The 17,633-nt window shown below is 68.9% G+C and carries 7 protein-coding genes and 2 pseudogenes; 5 read left to right on the forward strand and 4 right to left on the reverse strand.

The genetic code is table 11. The features are described 5' to 3' along the window. Nucleotides 1-202: 202 nt before the first annotated feature. The 4 genes and pseudogenes from GO606_RS16655 (at nt 203) to lpdA (ending at nt 8,128) form a co-directional block, all read left to right on the forward strand. Nucleotides 203-1,381: an ABC transporter substrate-binding protein gene (locus tag GO606_RS16655; protein WP_169119873.1), complete on the forward strand. Its 1,179-nt coding sequence runs from the start codon at nt 203-205 to the stop codon at nt 1,379-1,381. Nucleotides 1,382-1,799: 418 nt separating this feature from the next. Further along, nucleotides 1,800-4,475: a pyruvate dehydrogenase (acetyl-transferring), homodimeric type gene (gene aceE / locus GO606_RS16660; RefSeq protein WP_169120814.1), complete on the forward strand. Its 2,676-nt coding sequence runs from the start codon at nt 1,800-1,802 to the stop codon at nt 4,473-4,475. A gap of 21 nt (nt 4,476-4,496) precedes the next feature. Next, a pseudogene (gene aceF / locus GO606_RS16665) lies at nt 4,497-6,250 on the forward strand (dihydrolipoyllysine-residue acetyltransferase). Nucleotides 6,251-6,262: 12 nt separating this feature from the next. Continuing rightward, the gene (gene lpdA, locus GO606_RS16670; protein ID WP_169120682.1) at nt 6,263-8,128 is read left to right on the forward strand and encodes a dihydrolipoyl dehydrogenase; all 1,866 of its coding nucleotides are present in this window, start codon (nt 6,263-6,265) and stop codon (nt 8,126-8,128) included. Nucleotides 8,129-8,245: 117 nt separating this feature from the next. On the opposite strand, the gene GO606_RS16675 is transcribed toward lpdA, so the two are convergent. Both GO606_RS16675 and GO606_RS16685 read right to left on the reverse strand, forming a co-directional pair. Next, on the reverse strand, nt 8,246-9,637 hold the full coding sequence (locus tag GO606_RS16675; protein WP_169120684.1) for a DUF3482 domain-containing protein: 1,392 nt from the start codon (nt 9,635-9,637) through the stop codon (nt 8,246-8,248). Continuing rightward, nucleotides 9,630-11,050 (reverse strand): annotated as a pseudogene (locus GO606_RS16685) (DUF2868 domain-containing protein). Before GO606_RS16685 ends, GO606_RS16675 begins: the two are co-directional and overlap by 8 nt. Before the next feature lie 156 nt (nt 11,051-11,206). Here GO606_RS16685 and GO606_RS16690 point away from each other — a divergent pair. Next, nucleotides 11,207-13,009, forward strand: coding sequence for a GGDEF domain-containing protein (locus GO606_RS16690; RefSeq protein ID WP_169118096.1), 1,803 nt, complete (start codon nt 11,207-11,209; stop codon nt 13,007-13,009). Here GO606_RS16690 and bcsC read toward each other — a convergent pair. Next, nucleotides 13,002-16,526, reverse strand: a complete 3,525-nt coding sequence (gene bcsC, locus GO606_RS16695) for a cellulose synthase complex outer membrane protein BcsC (RefSeq protein ID WP_169118097.1) — start codon at nt 16,524-16,526, stop codon at nt 13,002-13,004. The two genes, GO606_RS16690 and bcsC, sit on opposite strands and share 8 nt — an antisense overlap. Continuing rightward, nucleotides 16,514-17,629, reverse strand: coding sequence for a cellulose synthase complex periplasmic endoglucanase BcsZ (gene bcsZ / locus GO606_RS16700; protein WP_169118098.1), 1,116 nt, complete (start codon nt 17,627-17,629; stop codon nt 16,514-16,516). Before bcsZ ends, bcsC begins: the two co-directional genes overlap by 13 nt. Nucleotides 17,630-17,633: the final 4 nt, after the last annotated feature.

Here is a 17,633-nt window from a genome sequence, read left to right on the forward strand (position 1 = left end):
CGAAAGCGTCGCCCGATGGCTCGAGCGCATTCTTGCCGCGGCGCGTCATCGGCGACATCGGGTCTTTCCCCTACCGTCGGAGCTGACTCAGGAGGCCTGCACGCGAGATGGGGGCGGTCCCGCGCTGCGGGTTTTCGCCAATTCTTGCCCGGCCGCATGTTGCGTAAATTGCGTCTTCGACGACAACCACGGCGGACTTCGCGTGCCACGCCTGATCCTTGCCCTGTTGTGCCTGCTCGCGCTGTCGGTCCACGGCGCGCCGCCGCTGCGGATCGGCGTGTCCGGTCCCTTCACGGGCGGCTCGAGCCCGATGGGCATCTCGACGCGCGAGGGGATCCGCATCGCCGCGGCTGAAATCAACGCCGGCGGCGGCGTCCTCGGCCGGCCGATCGAACTCGTCGAACGCGACGACGAGGCGCGCAACGAGCGCGGCGCCCAGGTCGTCCAGGAACTCATCGAGAAGGAGCACGTCGTCGCCGGCCTCGGCGTCGTCAACACCGGCGTCGCGCTCGCGAGCCAGCGCGCGTACCAGCACGCGCGCATTCCGGTGATCACGTCGGTGGCCACCGGCTCGGTCATCACGAAGCAGTTCGTGCCGCCGCAATATCCGGACAACTTCGTCTTCCGCATCTCGGCGAATGACACCCTGCAGGCGGCGATGATCGTCATGGAGGCGATCGACCGGCGCGGCCTGAAGCGGGTGTCGATCTTCCACGACGCGACCAATTACGGCCAGCTCGGCCGCGAGGACCTCGAGCGGGCGCTCGCCGCACACGGCGTCCATCCGGTCACGGTCGAACGCTTCCAGATCCGCGAATCCGACATGACGACGCAGCTGCGCCGCGCACGCGAGGCCGGCGCCGAAGCGATCCTCACGTACGGCATCGGCCCCGAACTCGCGCAGATCGCCAACGGCATGGCGCGGATGAACTGGCGCGTGCCGCTGATCGGCAGCTGGACGCTGGCGATGTCGAATTTCATCGACAACGCCGGGCCGAACGCCGAGGGCGCGCGGATGCCGCAGACCTTCATCGCCGAGCCGACGACGCCGCGGCGCCGCGCGTTCCTCGGCGCCTGGAAAAAATCCAGCGGCAGCGAGCGCATCCCGGTGCCGCCAGCCGCCGCGCAAGGGTATGATTCCCTCCTATTGCTCGCCGCCGCAATCCGGCAGGCAGGCAGCACGGAAGGCGACCGGATACGCGAGGCGCTAGAAGAACTGCGCGAGAAGGTCGAGGGAGTCATCATGACTTATCACCAGCCCTTCTCGAAGGACAACCACGAGACCATCACCAGCGTTCATGACATATTCATGGGCGAGGTGCGAAACGGCAAAGTGGTGTTCGCCTACGACGAGGATCGGCGCAGAGCGTCAGGCAAATGAGCCGGGCGCCTCCTCTCCCGTTTTACCCATCGGCCGGGGACCTCTCCCTCCCTCCCTCTCCCCGGCCGATTTTTTCCGCTGCTCCGCACCCTCCGCCGTCCCGCACTTTTGCGCGACTCCGCGCCGCAGCGCCCCCTTCCGCCGGCCCCTTCGCTTGGCAGCTTCGCCCCGCGCTGCCGCGAAACACGTTCGACCTGTCCATCCGCTTCCCGCGACGAATTGCCTGCAATCCTGTTTGCAAGATCCCCGCCGCGAACCACTCGCCATGAAATTTGCTGCGCCTTTATTGCACATCACGAAAACACATTTTATCATGTGAAACTTGCCGATCAGACGCAGGGGTCGGCGATCCACGCTTCCGCCCCGACCGCTCCACAAGAGCGAAAACCGCAAACCTCAATCGATGAGGAGACAGAGAATGGCCGCTACATCGAACGTGATCCTGCAGCCCGACCAGGACAGCCAGGAAACCCAGGAATGGCTCGATGCGCTACACGGCGTCGTCGCCAACGAAGGCCCCGAACGGGCCCACTTCCTGATCGAGAAAATGATCGAGGCCGGCCGCGAGGAAGGGATCGACATCCCCTATTCCGCGACGACCCAGTACATCAACACGATCCCCGCCAGCCAGCAGCCGAAATACCCCGGCAACCCGGACATGGAGATCAAGCTGCACTCCTACATCCGCTGGAACGCGATGGCGATGGTCGTGCGCGCGAACAAGCACACCAACGTCGGCGGCCACATCGCGTCGTTCGCGTCGGCCGCCGCCCTTTATGACGTCGGCTTTTCGCACTTCTGGCGTGCGCCGACGAAAGACAATGGTGGCGACCTGATCTTCTTCCAGGGCCATTCGGTGCCCGGCGTCTATGCCCGTGCGTACATGCTCGGCCGCCTCACCGAGGCGCAGCTCGACGGCTATCGCCAGGAAGTCGACGGAAAGGGCATCTCGTCGTACCCGCATCCGTGGCTGATGCCCGACTTCTGGCAGTTCCCGACGGTGTCGATGGGCCTCGGGCCGCTGTGCGCGATCTACGCGGCGCGCTTCATGAAGTACATGGATTCGCGCGGCATGATCGAGGCGAAGGACCGCAAGGTGTGGGCCTTCCTCGGCGACGGCGAGACCGACGAGGTCGAGTCGCTCGGCGCGATCGGCATGGCCGCGCGCGAGAAGCTCGACAACCTGATCTTCGTCATCAACTGCAACCTGCAGCGCCTCGACGGCCCCGTGCGCGGCAACGGCAAGATCATCCAGGAGCTCGAAGCCGAGTTCCGCGGCGCCGGCTGGAACGTCATCAAGGTCGTCTGGGGCACGCACTGGGATTCGCTGCTCGCGCGCGACACCAAGGGCCTGCTGAAGAAACGCATGATGGAATGCGTCGACGGCGAATATCAGACCTTCAAGGCGAAGAACGGCGCCTATGTGCGCGAGCACTTCTTCAATACGCCGGAACTGAAGGCGATGGTCGCCGACTGGACCGACGACGAGATCTGGCGCCTGAACCGCGGCGGCCACGACCTGTTCAAGATCTTCTCCGCGTACAAGGCGGCGGTCGAGCACAAGGGCCAGCCGACGCTGATCCTGGCGAAGACGATCAAGGGCTTCGGCATGGGCCAGGCCGGCGAGGCGATGAACATCTCGCACCAGCAGAAGAAGCTCGACACCGACGCGGTGCGCCGCTTCCGCGACCGTTTCGAGTTGCCGGTGCCCGACGACCAGGTTGCAGAGGTGCCGTACCTCAAGTTCGCCGACGATTCGCCCGAGCAGAAATACCTGCTCGAACGCCGCATGACGCTCGGCGGCTTCCTGCCGGCGCGCGCGCGCCGCGCCGAAACGCTGCCGGTGCCGCCGCTCGCCACCTTCGCCGCGCTGCTGAAATCCTCCGGCGAGGGCCGCGAGCTGTCGACGACGATGGCGGTGGTGCGCATCATGAACATGTTGATGAAGGACAAGCAGATCGGCCGCCATGTCGTGCCGATCGTGCCGGACGAATCGCGCACCTTCGGCATGGAAGGCATGTTCCGCCAGTACGGCATCTGGAACCAGGAAGGCCAGAACTACGTGCCGGAAGACCATGACCAGCTGATGTTCTACAAGGAATCGAAGACCGGCCAGGTGCTGCAGGAAGGCATCAACGAAGCCGGCGCGATGGCCGACTGGATCGCCGCCGGCACCGCCTATTCGGTGCATGGCGTGCAGATGATCCCGTTCTACATCTTCTATTCGATGTTCGGCCTGCAGCGCACGATGGACCTGTGCTGGGCGGCAGGCGACCAGCGCACGCGCGGCTTCCTGATCGGCGGCACATCCGGGCGCACGACGCTCAACGGCGAAGGCCTGCAGCACGAGGACGGCCACAGCCTGCTGCTCGCGAACATGATCCCGAACTGCATCAGCTACGACCCGACCTTCCAGTACGAAGTCGCGGTCGTCGTGCAGGACGGCATGCGCCGGATGTTCGCCGAACAGCAGGACGTCTATTACTACGTCACCGTGCTGAACGAGAACTACGAGCACCCCGACATGCCGGCCGGCGCCGAAGCCGACATCGTCAAGGGCATGTACGCGTTCAGGAAGGGCGGCGAGTCGACGAACACGCTGCGCGTGCAGCTGCTCGGCTCCGGTTCGATCTTCCGCGAAGTCATCGCCGCGGCGGACCTGCTGAAGAACGACTGGGGCATCGAGTCCGACCTGTGGGGCTGCCCGAGCTTCAACGAGCTGGCCCGCGACGGCCAGGACGTCGATCGCTTCAACATGCTGCATCCGCTCGATGCGCCGCGCGTCAGCCACGTCGAAAAGTGCCTCAAGGGCACGAGCGGCCCGGTGATCGCCGCGACCGACTACATCAAGATGTTCGCCGAGCAGATCCGCCCCTTCGTCAAGCGCACCTACGTGACGCTCGGCACCGACGGTTTCGGCCGCTCGGACACGCGCGAGAAGCTGCGCCACTTCTTCGAGGTCGACCGCCGCTGGGTCACGGTCGCCGCGCTGAAGGCGCTCGCCGACGACGGCCTGATCGAGCGCGACAAGGTTGCCGCCGCACTGCTGAAGTACCAGCTCGATCCGAACAAGCCGAACCCGATGACCGTCTGAGCGCCCCAGGGAGACAACAACATGAGCGAACTCATTGAAGTGAAAGTCCCGGACATCGGCGATTACGCCGACGTGCCGGTGATCGAGCTGTTCGTCAAGCCCGGCGACACGATCAAGGTCGAGGACCCGATCGCGACGCTCGAGTCGGACAAGGCGACGATGGACGTGCCCTCGACCGCCGCCGGCGTCGTGCGCGATGTGCTGGTGCAGGTCGGCGACCGCGTTGCCGAAGGCAAGGTGCTGATCAAGGTCGAGGCAACCGGCGCCGGCACCGCTGCGGCAGCGGAAGCCGCCGGCAGCGCTGCGGCGCAGGCGACGCCTGCGAGTTCCGGCGCCGCGCGCTGGAACAGTCGTGCGTCTGCCTGCCTGGCGCCGCGCCGCCCCTGCCCCTGCCTCGCCTCGCCCTGTTCTCGCACCCGCCGCGACCTGGCCGCCCCACCGAAGTGAGAGTCCCGGACATCGGCGATTTCTCGGACGTCCCGGTGATCGAACTGTTCGTCAAGATCGGCGACACGATCAAGGTCGAGGACTCGATCGCGACGCTCGAATCGGACAAGGCGACGATGGACGTGCCGTCATCGGCCGCCGGCGTCGTCAGGGAAGTGAAGGTAAAGGTCGGCGACCGGGTTTCCGAAGGCGCGGTGCTGATCGTCGTCGACAGCGCGGCTGGTGTGGCTGCCGCTCCGGCCGCCGCACCCGCTCCCGCTGCAACGCCCGCCGCCGCCCGCATCGCAGCCGCCGACGCGACGCCCGCCGATGCACCCGAGGCGTTCGAGCAGTCGAAGCTGTCCGCTCCTGCGTTGGCGCAGGCGGCTGCCGGCGCCCCGTCCGCGGTGGCCCTTGGCGGCAGGGTGCATGCGAGCCCGTCCGTGCGTGCCTACGCCCGCGAACTCGGCGTCGATCTCGCGCAGGTCCGCGCGACCGGACCGAAAGGCCGCATCGTCCGCGAGGATGTCACCACGTTCGTCAAGGGCGCGATGCAAAGCGGCATCATACCGGGCAAGGCAGCGGCGGCCGGTGCCGGCGTAAGTCTCGGCGGCGGGCTCGATCTGCTGCCGTGGCCGAAGGTCGATTTCTCGAAGTTCGGCGAGATCGAATCGAAGCCGCTGTCGCGCATCAAGAAGATCTCCGGCCAGAACCTCGCCCGCAACTGGGTGATGATCCCGGCGGTGACCTACCACGAGGACGCCGACATCACGGATCTCGAGGCCTTCCGCGTCGCGATCAACAAGGAGAACGAGAAGTCGGGCAAGAAGCTGACGATGCTCGCGTTCATCATCAAGGCATCGGTGCGCGCGCTGCAGCAGTTCCCCGAGTTCAACACTTCGCTCGACGGCGACAATCTCATCTACAAGAAGTACTTCAACATCGCCTTCGCGGCCGACACGCCGAACGGGCTCGTCGTGCCGGTCATCAAGAACGCCGACAAGAAGAGCGTATTCGAGATCGCCGCGGAGTCGGGCGAGCTCGCGAAGAAAGCGCGCGACGGCAAGCTGGGCCCCGCCGACATGTCCGGCGCATGCTTCACGATTTCGAGCCTCGGCGGCATCGGCGGCACGTACTTCGCGCCGATCGTCAATGCGCCGGAAGTCGCGATCCTCGGCGTCAACAAGTCGGTGATGAAGCCGGTGTGGGACGGCAAGCAGTTCGTGCCGCGCCTCACCTTGCCGATGTCGCTGACTGCCGACCATCGGGTCATCGACGGGGCGCTCGCGACGCGCTTCAACGTCTATCTCGCCCAACTCTTGTCCGACTTCCGTCGGGTCATGCTGTAAGGAGGCCGCGACATGAGCCAGATTGTTGAAGTGAAAGTCCCGGACATCGGCGATTTCTCCGACGTCCCGGTCATCGAGCTGTTCGTCAAGCCCGGTGATGCGATCAAGGTCGACGAGTCGATCTGCACGCTCGAATCGGACAAGGCGACGATGGACGTGCCGTCGTCGGCCGAGGGCGTCATCCGTGAAGTGCTCGTCAAGGTCGGCGACCGCGTCGGCGAAGGCGCGGTGCTGCTGAAGGTCGAGGCCGAAGGCGCCGGCGCGGCGCCGGCCGGGGCGGGCGAAGCGAAGGCGGCGCCGGTTTCGTCCAGCGCGGCAGCGACGCCTACCGCACCCGCGGCTCCTGCCGCGCCGCCTGCGCCCGCCCCCACGGCCGCCAAACACGCCGGCGGCGCCGACCTCGAGTGCGACATGCTCGTGCTCGGCGCCGGCCCCGGCGGCTACTCGGCCGCGTTCCGCGCCGCCGATCTGGGCCTGAAGACCGTCATCGTCGAACGTTATGCGACGCTCGGCGGCGTGTGCCTCAATGTCGGCTGCATCCCGTCGAAGGCGCTGCTGCACGTCGCGCAAGTGATCGACGAAGCCGGGCACATGGCGGCGGCCGGCATCACGTTCGCGAAGCCCGCCGTCGACCTCGACGCGCTGCGCGCGCACAAGGACAAGGTCGTCGGCAAGCTCACCGCCGGCCTCGCCGGCATGGCCAAAGGCCGCAAGGTCGAGGTCGTGCGCGGCCTCGGCACGTTCCTCGACGCGAACCACGTCGAAGTCGAGCTGACCTCCGGCAGCGGTCAGGACAAGACCGGCGAGAAGAAGGTCGTGCGCTTCGGCCAGTGCATCATCGCCGCCGGCTCGGCCGCGGTGCATCTGCCGTTCATCCCGAAGGATCCGCGCGTCGTCGATTCGACCGGCGCGCTCGAACTGCGCACATCCGGCGGCAAGGCGCCCGCGAAGATGCTCGTCATCGGCGGCGGCATCATCGGCCTCGAGATGGCGACCGTCTATTCGACGCTCGGCACGCGCGTCGATGTCGTCGAGATGCTCGATGCGCTGATGCAGGGCCCGGACCGCGACGCTGTCAAGGTGTGGGAGAAGCAGAACGCGCAGCGCTTCGACAACATCATGCTGAAGACGAAGACCGTCGCCGTCGAGGCGAAGGACGACGGGCTGTGGGTCACATTCGAAGGTGCCGAGGGTAGCAAAAGCGCCCCGCAAGGCCCGCAGCGCTACGACATGATCCTGCAGGCGGCCGGGCGCAGCCCGAACGGCGGCAAGATCGGCGCGGAGAATGCCGGCGTCGTCGTCACGGATCGCGGCTTCATCCCGGTCGATGCGCAGATGCGCACGAACGTGCCGCACATCTTCGCGATCGGCGACGTCAATGGCAACCCGATGCTTGCGCACAAGGCGGTGCACGAGGGGCACGTCGCAGCCGAAGTCGCGGCCGGCGAGACACAAGGCAAGTCGGAGCTTGCCCGCTCGGCGTTCGACGCGACCGTGATCCCGAGCGTCGCCTACACGCACCCGGAAGTCGCGTGGGTCGGCTTCACCGAAGAGCAGGCAAAGCGAGAAGGCCGCAAGATCGAGACCGCGAAGTTCCCGTGGGCCGCTTCGGGGCGCGCGATCGCGAACGGCGCCGACTACGGCTTCACCAAGCTGATTTTCGACGCCGAAACGCATCGCGTCATCGGCGGCGCGATCGTCGGCCCGTCGGCCGGCGACATGATCGGCGAAGTGTGCCTCGCGATCGAGATGGGCGCGGATGCCGTCGATATCGGCAAGACGATCCACCCGCACCCGACCTTGGGCGAGACCATCGGCCTGGCGGCCGAAGTGGCGCACGGCAGCTGCACCGACATCCCGTCGATGCGCAAGAAATAGGCTTGACCGCTTCACACGGCTAGCACGGGGGCGCTGCGGCGCCCCTGTTTCATCCGGGCCTTGGCCGTCCAGGAAAACCCGGGTCAGAGCTCGACTGCGGGACCTGTTTCCCCGCTTTCAGGCGTTCGCCGTTGCCGCTTCCGACAACGAGTGCGCCAACGTATCGACTGCTTCCTGTCGCGCGTCGTCCGCCCGCCCGGCGCCGAAAAGCCCCGACCATTCGCGATGCGCCCGCGCGCGCAGCAAGGGCTCCGGGATCGGGCCTTCACGCCATTGCCGCAGCTGCGGGTCGACCAGCCGGATCGGCGCCATCGCAGCGTGGCCGCGGGCTTCGAGCGCGTCGATGAGGCGCAGCTGGCGCAGTGCGAGCAAGCGCAGGATCGCGTCGTCGACGCTGAGCTCGCGCTGCCCGCGCAGCTTCTCGACCACGCGGTCGCCGAACTGCCGCACCGCCTGCCAGCCTCCGCCGGCAAGCGCCCCGAGCGCAGCGGCGGTGCCGAGCGTCAGCCCGCCGAGCATCAGGTCGATACCGACGCCGGCGGCTGCTCCCGCCGCCGCGCCGGAGCCGACGCTGACGCCCATCGCGCGGAAGGTCTCCGGGTTGAAGAGATCGTTCTCCCAGCGGCCGTCGAGCAGCGGCAGCTCGCCCGCATCGACGTCGTCCGGGCGGAACCGGTACAACGCGAGCAGCGCCTCGACGCAGCTCTGCTCGCGCCGCCGCACCCGCTCGTGCAGATCCGCGACCGCCCGGCCGATCACCGCTTGCGGCCCGCTGGCGACAGCGACCCGCGCGGCGGCGACGTCGACCAGCAGTTCGGCAACGAGCCTCAGCGCGGCGACATGCCGCGCCCGCGCCTCGCGCTCCCGGCACGCGACGAGGCGTTCAAGCGCCGAGCGATGCGCGTCGACGAGCGTCGCGAGCTTCTCGTACAAGCGGCGCTCGCCGTCGCGCTCAGGTGCGACCGTGTCGAAGCGCACGACGGCATGCAGTCCGAGCCGCGCGAGCGCCTCGCGCCACGAGGATTCGTTGGCCGCCGGGTCGCGCACGAAGTTCAGCACCGGCAGCAGCGGGATCGCGCAGCCGCCGAGGATCGCGAGCTCGTCGCGATGCTTCGCGAGGACGGGATCGCGCACATCGACGACATAGAACGCCGCGTCGCTCGCGAGCATCTGGCGCAGCACCTTCGCTTCCTGCTCGAAGCGGTGGCCGGCCACCGGAGTCGCGAGGAAGCGCTCGATCCGTGCCGTATCGTCGAGCCGTTCGCCGCCGGGCGCCTCGATCGCCTCGAGCCGTTCGAGCAGCGCGATCGGGTCTTCGAGCCCCGGCGTGTCGTACAGCTCGACGAGCACCTCGCCGTCGGCGAGCAGCCGCGCGCCTTCGACATGGCGGGTCGTGCTCGGCCGGCTCGACACCTCGCCGAAGCCGGTGTCGCGCGTCAGCGTGCGCATCAGCGACGTCTTGCCGGTGTTGGTGTGCCCGACGACGGCGATGCGCAGCGGTCTAGTCATTTTCGGCGCCCGTCCCCGCGCCGCGCAGCCAGTCCATCGCGGCGGCCGGCGTGCCGATGACCCGTTCGGCCCTCATGCCGATGCCATCGAGCGACTCCCGCCAGTGTGACGCATGCCCGCCGGCGCCATCGCCCCCTGTCAGCCACACCCGGCAGTCGCCCGCGTGGCGCGACAGCTCGGCAATCAGTTCGAGGCTGCCGCGATCCGGGGTTTGACGCGCGTCGCACGCGACCAGCAGCCGCGCCGGCGGGTCGGCCTGCAGTTCGGCGACGAGGCGTTTGCGCTGCTCGCGGCTGTCGATGACGCCCGCATCGCGCACCCCGCCGGCAGCGCTGGCGGCCACCCCGCCCCCGTCGGCAGCTCAAGCCCGACCGCCAGCGGCGAGCCGCTGCCGGCCGAGTGTGCGCCATCCGCCCGCGGCCCCCAGAGACGCCCCGGATCGGCGTCGGTGACGCCAATCCGCTCGCTCGCCGGCGCGAGCCGCGCGGCGAGCACCGCGTAGCCGGGCAATGCCAGGTCGAGCCGCAGGCGCGCGCGCCCGACACGCCACAGGACGAGACACACCGCCCCCAACAGCGCCCGCGGCACGATGCCGTACATCGTCACGCAGCCCAGGAGCCACGACGACCACGCGATGCGCGCCACCTCGTCGACGGCGGCGGCCACGCCGCTCGCGCGCACATGCTCCGCGTCGGGCACCGCGAAGCCGACCTGCGCCGGCAGCCAGCCGACGATGCGCACGAGATCCACGAACACGTCTGCCGACAGGATCGTCGTTTCCCAGGCGAAGCCGTAGCGCCGCGCGGACAGCGTCGCGAGCAGGCCGACCAGCGCGCCGCACAGCGCAGCGAACCACAATCCGTGCGTCACCGCCCCGAGCCACCAGCGCAACAGTCGCGCGCGCCCGAGCAGGCCCGCGAGCGCCCTCGCGACGTACACCGCTGCGGGACCAGCCGGCGACAGCCGCGTCGATAGCCACAGCCAGACGCGCCCGAGTGCACCGCCCGCATCCCGCCCGCCAAACGACAATCCGAGCGCCCACAGCAGCAGGCTCACCAGGTGCACGCCGAGCAGGCCGCCCAGCGTCCACACGACGTTGACCGCACGCGTGCCGTCGCCCAGCACCGCGAGCGCGGCGCCGAATCCGCTCGTCAGCGCGACGATCGACGCCAGCATCAACACCAGCCGGGAGCGCGCGCGCCACGCCGCGATCATCCCGACCATTCCCTCGCGCTCGCCCAACAGCAGTGCGCGGCGCACGATCCGCTCCTCGACGCCGCCGTCGGTCGCGCGCACCGCGGCTACCGCATCGCGGTCGTCGAGCGGGCCGGCCGCCTCCTCGCGCAGCCGGAGCGCCTCCGCCAGCCAGCGCGATTCGAAGGCTGTCAATCGCGTGGAATCGGGGGCAGGCATGCGCGAAATCGGGTCCGGGTCACGATCAGGACGACAGGATAGCGGATCGGCGCCCGCGGTCCCGCCCTGGCGCGCCGTCGGCGCGCCTTTCACCTTGGTCCGTGCTCAACGACAAGGCATAATCCGCGGACCCAAACCGGATGAAAGACGCTGACGATGCCCGCCCCGACCCAGCCTTCGGATATCGCCCGCGAAGTCCTGCGACTTTTCGCCTCGCGCCGCCTGCCGCCCACGCCGGACAACTTCCGCACGCTGTATCACGAAGTCTCCGGCATTCCCGCGCCTGACGGGCCGTTCCCCGAAAAATTCGTCCGCTCCCTCGCCCGCCAGCTGCCGCGCGACACCTCCGAGCGCGCGCGGTTCGCCCGGCTGCTCGACCAGGCGCTGGCTGTCGGCAAGGCGGAGGTCGCCCGGCAGGCGCTGGCGGAGTATTTCGACAATCTCAAGGCCGAACGGCCACCGGCGTGGAACGAGCTGATCGCCGAACTGCTGCGCCAGTGGGAAAGCCGCCAGACCGGCTGGACCGTCGCACGCAAGCGCGAATCGCTCGAACGCGTGCTCGCGGCCAGCGACCCGCAAACGCTTCACGCCCGCCTGCAGGCACTCGTCCGTTCCTGGAGCCACGCCCCGGCGGAGTCCGGGACGACGTCGCCGCCCGACATGCCGGTGCAAGCTGTTGCCGCCAGGCCAGCGGAAACAGCGGCGCCCGAAGTCCGCCTCGTCGCAGCCAGCGAAACGGGCGGACTGCTCGCGGGGCTGCGCGAACTCCTGCTCCTGACGCTCGAATCGATCGCTCCGGTGTTCCTCGCCGACCAGCCCGAACTCACCCGCGACGCGGCCGGGTTCTCCGCCTCGGTCCGGAGCGCACAGGACGCCGGGGCGCTGCAGGCCATCGCCAAGCAGCTGCGCAAGTTCGCCTACCGGCTGGAAATGCTCGCCGGCGACCGCGCCGAAGTGCACACCGGCCTGCTCAATCTCCTGCGCCTGCTGCTCGAGAACATCGACCAGATCGTCATCGACGACCAGTGGCTGCACGGCCAGATGGACACGCTGCGCGACATCGTCGGCAACCCGACCAGCCTGCGCATGATCGACGACGCCGAACGCCGCCTGAAGGAAATCATCTACAAGCAGAGCCAGCTCAAGCACAACCATTCCGAAGCGCAGCGTTCGCTGAAGAAGATGCTCGCGGGTTTCGTCGACCACCTCGCGAGCTTCGCCGACACCACCAGCAGTTATCACGACCGCATCGAAGAGTGCGCCGACAGGATCTCGGCGGCGCGCGACATCGGCGAGATTGGCGACGTGCTCGACGAAGTCATGCGCGAGACGCTGGCGATCCGCGACGAGGCGCGCCGCTCGCGCGACGAACTGCGCGCGACCCGCGAACGCGTCCGCGAAGCCGAAGCGCAGATGGCCGAAATGCAGCGCGCGCTCGACGAAAGCAGCCGCCTCGTGCGCCAGGACCAGCTCACCGGCCTGCTCAACCGCCGCGGCCTTGAAGAAACCTTCGACAAGGAAGCCGGCCGCGCGCGGCGCCACCGCAACCCGCTCAGCATCGCCCTGCTCGACCTCGACAACTTCAAGAAAATCAACGACACCCACGGCCACCAGGCCGGCGACGACGCGCTCGTGCATCTCGCCCGCATCGTCCGCGCCAACCTCCGCCCGCAGGACACTCTCGCCCGCCACGGCGGCGAGGAATTCATCCTGCTCTACCCCGACACCGGCCTCGAGCAGGCGCACGTCGCAGTCGTCCGCCTGCAGCGCGAACTCACCCGCGCGTTCTTCCTTGCCGACGACAAGAAGATCCTGATCACCTTCAGCGCCGGCATCACGGTGTGGAACCCGGGTGAAACGCTCGATGCGGCGCTCAAGCGCGCCGACGCCGCGATGTACGAGGCGAAGGAGACGGGGAAGAACAAGGTGGTGGTGGCCGCAACGGGCGGCTTCACCTGAAATCGGCGTAAGGCGTCAGCGGCGCCGCTGGCAGAGGCAAGCTGCCTTGCCAGGGTTCGAGGGTATAGCGCAGGTAAAGCATGGCACGGCTCGGCGCGTAGTCTTCGCTGTGCTGCCACGAAAGATGGCCGCCAAGCACCAGGTGATCCGACAGCCGCCGCTCGATGCTGGCCTGCAGATGCAGGCTGGCGCCGCCGCCGCTGTCGCTGGGGTTGACCAGGCGCCCTTCCTCCAGCACGTAGTCGTCCGGATTCCTGCCGTCGAACAGCTGCGCCATCATCCTGCGCAGCGGATAGAGTTCGCTATCCTTCGACTGCGCCTGCGACCAGCCGAACGACCCTTCGAACTGCACCGACCAATCGGCGTTGCGCCGCGCGTAGCTGAGCGGGATGCCTACCGAGTAGTAGTGGCGCGGGCTGTAATAGCCGCCTTGCCCCAGCGTGTATTCGCCGAGGTCGTGCCGGTAGCCCCGGTACATCACCGATACGCCGGCGCGCAGGCGCTCATCGACCCGGTCGATGAAGCGGTGGTAGTAACCCGCCATCGCCGTGCCGCGCTGATTGTCGGCAACGTTCTCGCCGCGCAACCGGTGCAGGCCGAGACTGGCCCAGACGCCGCCGGCGCCGCCCTGGTCGTGGCTGAGGCCGAGGGTGAAGCCGTTCGCGGTGACGCCGCCCCAGCGGATCCCGGTCTGCGGGTCCACCGCCCCGGCGTAAGAAAGCAGGGAATTGCTCAGCGGCCGGCGCGACGCCGTCAACGTCCAGCCCAGCTCACCCCAGTCGCCCTCATGGCTGACGCTGCCCAGCCAGTTGCCGACCTCGAAACCCTGCGGCGAATGCCCGACATCGAAACTCCAGCGTCGGCCACTCCAGCCCAGCGCCACGGCGGTACCGCGAGCACGCTGGGCACCGTCCCGGCAGCCGGCCGGGTACGCGGCCCCGCTCTCCCGGTGGCGCCACTGCAGCGCGCAGGAACCGAATTCTTCATGATGCCGGCCACTGTCGTCGGTGTCGAAGCTGCCGACATCGAGGTCCACTCGTTCGGCGCGCAGAAAACCGTCGCCACCCGCGAAAGGCAGGTCGACCTGGAGGATGCTGGTCTGCGCCCCCAGGTCGGAGATGCCCGGCGTCGCATCGTCGCTGCGCCAGGCATACTCGTGGTGCACATGCACGGTCGGGTTGTGTCGCCGGTAGAGCGCGTCGACGTCGCCGCGCAGGCTGCCGATGAGCCAGCCATCCTCTTGGCGGGCGCGGCTGGCGCGGGTCAAGGCGCGCGGGTCGGGCGACCCGGATTGCGCGTGCGTGAGCAAACCGGCCGCGGTCATCGCCTGGGCATATAGCCCCATCGCGCGTCCGGGCTGCTGGGCGGCGAACAGGCGCGCCGCGTCGCGCAGCAGCAACGGGTCCCACTGCCCCTCCTGCCCCAGTTCATCGAGCAGGATGCCGGCCTCGTCCTTTGCGCCCAGGGCGATCCAGGCGTTGGCCAGGCGCCGGCGTGCATTCAGCGCCCCGGAGGGCAGTTGCAGCGGTTCCTGCCGCAGCAGCGTCCGTGCCTCATCCGGGTGGCCGCCGGCGATCAGGCTTTCGACCAGCCCCAGGCGCGCCTCGGCATGTCCGGGCGCGCGCTGCAGCAGTTGCCGGTAGTAGCGTTCGGCCTGCGCAGGCGCGTTGCGCTCCGCCGCCCACTCAGCGACGCGCAACAGATCCTCGTCGAGAGGATCGCGCAGCAGCAAGGCCGCCGCTTCGTCCTCGCGGCCGGCCGCGCGCAACGCCGCGGCGCGTGCCAGCAGTTGCCGGCGCTGCAGCCTCGCCGCCAGTGCGTGCATGTCCTCGTCCCAGGCGGCCGGGGAAATCCGTCCCAGCGATGCCAGCGCTTCTTCATCGTGCCCGGTGCTCGACAGGTACAGTCCGTGCGCGTAGCGTGCCTGGCGATCGTCGCCGTGGCGCTCCAGGAGGCGCTGGAAGCCGGCTTCTGCAACGGCATCGCGCCCGAGCTCGCGCTGCGCGTTGGCGAGGCGGTAAACCAGCCAGGGATCGTCCGGTGCCGCCACCGCGGCCTCTTCGAGCAGCGCCACGGCGCGCTCCCGCTCCCCCCGGGCGCGGGCGGCTTCGGCCTCGCGTTCGAGGCGCTCGCGGCGCAAGGCGCGCAACGAGTCGGCGAATTCACCCCGCAGGGTTATCGGCAGACCGGCGAGCAAGGCCTCCGCGCGCTCGGGCTGCCGATCGCGGTACAGCCGCACCAGGGCGCGAACGACATCGCCGCTTGCCGGGTCGAGCCGATACGCCTCCAGCAGCAGGCGTTCGGCTTCGGCATCGTCGCCCTGTGCCTGCGCCACCCGGCCCAGGCCAACGAGGGCGAAGGCATCGCCCGGCTTCACCCCCCGGGCCTCGCGGTACAGCCGATGCGCGGCGGCGGAATCGCTGGCGTCGAGCGCCTGGTCGGCCTGCTTCAGCAGCATCCAGTAGCGGCTGGTGATCATCAAGTCGCGCCACCGGCTGATCGCCGAGTCGTCCTGCTCCATAGCCAGGGCCTGGCGCAAGGCCGTGTACGCAGCGTCGTGGCGCCCCAGCCGCAGCAGGGCATAACCCAGTTCGCCGTGCAGGCTGGCGTCCTCCGGATATCGACGCAGCGCCCGGCGCAATTCCATCTCGGCGGCAGCAATCTCTCCCTGCCCCAGCAGCCGCTTGCCGCGCTGCCCGGCTTGCCAGGAGGGGTCGGCAAGCAGCCGCTGCTGGGCCTGGAGACGGGTTTGCGCGTCGCCGCGCCGGGACGAATCCGGGTAGCGCACAAGGAACCGCTGCCAGGCCCGGGCGCTGTCGCGACTGACCGGCAATTCGGCCAGGTAGTCGAATTCCCTTTGCGCGGCGGCATCGCGCGCGGCCGGATCGGCCGCGAGCTGCCCGAGCACCCGCAACGCTTCTTCGTTGTGCCGGGCGGCGAACAGCAGGTCGACCAGGGCTTGGCGCAGGGCGACGTTTCCCGGGTATTGCCGGTCCAGCGCGCGCAACTGTTCGATCGCTTGCCGCGGCTGGCCATCGATGGCGGCACGCAGGCGCCAGTATTCCAGCGCGAGCGCCATGTCCGGCGGCTCGATACCGAACAGTTGCTCGTAGAGCGCGCGCGCCTGCACGCGCCGGCCGCCGGCGGCAAGCAGCCGGGCCTGCTGCAGCGTGCGCTGGCTGGTGGCGTCGTGCAGGCGCAGCAGCACTTCCCCGTGCCGCAGCAGCGGCGAATCCGGTGCCACGCGGCGCAGGCGCTCGAGCAGGCGACCGGCCTGGCCGGCGTCCCGCTTTCGCAGCGACAGCCGCAGGCTCGCGAACAGGGTTTCCGGGTTGTCCGGGGCGATGCGTTCGAGCCGCGCCAGCGAATCGCGCACCAGTTCCTCGCGGTACTGTGCTTCGCCGATCCTGACCTGCTCCAGCAGCCAGCGCTGCTGTTCGATCCGGTCCAGCGGTTCAGCCAGCGCCAGCCCGGACAGGCTGCCGAGCAGCAGCACCCACCCGCTCAATCTTTGCATCTGTCGATCCAGGCCGGCAGCAGCCGGCCGTCCTTGTCGAAGCGGTAACGTCCTTCATCCCAGCCCCGGCCGAACAGGTACAGGACTTGGCCATAGTACGCATCCGGGGCCGGCGGAGTGCGCTGCAGGAGGTCACGCTGCGCCTGCAGCGCCACCCCCTCTCCGGTCGCCGCGAGCAGTGGCAGCAGGGCGGCGGAGAAACCCGCCGGGCCGACTCCCCGATGATCGCCGCTGCGCGCGTCGATATGTTCCGGCGGCTGGCCGAGGCGCGCAGTCAGTTGCGCCATCGGCGCGAAATGCCCCTGCAGCCGCTCCCGTTCCGGCGCCTCGTCGGCGAGCATGCCGAGCCACAGGTAGACGCGGATGGCATCGTAGCTCCCTGCCGCGCCGTGTTCCGGGTCGACCGCCCAGCCCTGCCCCGTTTTCCACTGCAGCCAGTCCGGGGCGAAGCCTTTCGGCGCCCCCGCCAGCAGCAGACGCCGGGTGTTGGCGGCGAGTTCGCCCCAGACCGTGTCCACGAGGGCGAAACGCGCCAGTTGCTGCAGCGGCAGGTAGGCGGGATTGAGACGCCAGCCTTCGGCGCCGTCGAAGCCGTAGTCGCCGGGCAGCAGCATCAGCCCCAGCCCCGGCAGCTTGCGCACGGTCTGAGCGGCGCTGCGCCGGAGCAGCTGCTGCCCGAGCGCGGCGTAGTCCGCGCGCCGCCACAGGCGACCGGCCTCCAGCAGGCTGTAGGCGAGCCACAGGTCGGCGTCGCTGGCATTGTTGTCGTCGAGCACGCGCCAGTCGCCATCGCCGGCGCGTCCCCACTGCCAGGCCGGCAGGCGATGGCCGAGCTTGCCGGCGGCGAGATTGTTCCCCGTCCACTGCAGCAGGCGGGCGAAGCTGTCGCGATCGTCGGCGAGCAAGGCAAAGAACAGGCCGTAGCTCTGCCCTTCCGAGGTGGTGATCAGGCGTGGCGAGGAGCGGTCGATGACACGTCCGTCCACACTCACCATCGCCTGCTTGAACGATTCCCACGCCGGCCAGGGGCACTGCGCCGCTGCGCTGACGCGCCCCGGCACGCCCAGCAACAGGACGAAGAGACACACGGCAAAGCTGCGCATGCGC

This window comes from Aromatoleum anaerobium, from assembly GCF_012910705.2.
GTDB classification, from domain to species: domain Bacteria; phylum Pseudomonadota; class Gammaproteobacteria; order Burkholderiales; family Rhodocyclaceae; genus Aromatoleum; species Aromatoleum anaerobium.

What these genes read in the sequence shown, in the direction of transcription:
- aceE (WP_169120814.1), top strand. Translation starts at nt 1,800, where the DNA reads ATGGCCGCTACATCGAACGTGATCCTGCAGCCCGACCAGGACAGCCAG.
- lpdA (WP_169120682.1), top strand. Translation starts at nt 6,263, where the DNA reads ATGAGCCAGATTGTTGAAGTGAAAGTCCCGGACATCGGCGATTTCTCC.
- GO606_RS16675 (WP_169120684.1), bottom strand. Translation starts at nt 9,637, where the DNA reads ATGACTAGACCGCTGCGCATCGCCGTCGTCGGGCACACCAACACCGGC.
- GO606_RS16690 (WP_169118096.1), top strand. Translation starts at nt 11,207, where the DNA reads ATGCCCGCCCCGACCCAGCCTTCGGATATCGCCCGCGAAGTCCTGCGA.
- bcsC (WP_169118097.1), bottom strand. Translation starts at nt 16,526, where the DNA reads ATGCAAAGATTGAGCGGGTGGGTGCTGCTGCTCGGCAGCCTGTCCGGG.
- bcsZ (WP_169118098.1), bottom strand. Translation starts at nt 17,629, where the DNA reads ATGCGCAGCTTTGCCGTGTGTCTCTTCGTCCTGTTGCTGGGCGTGCCG.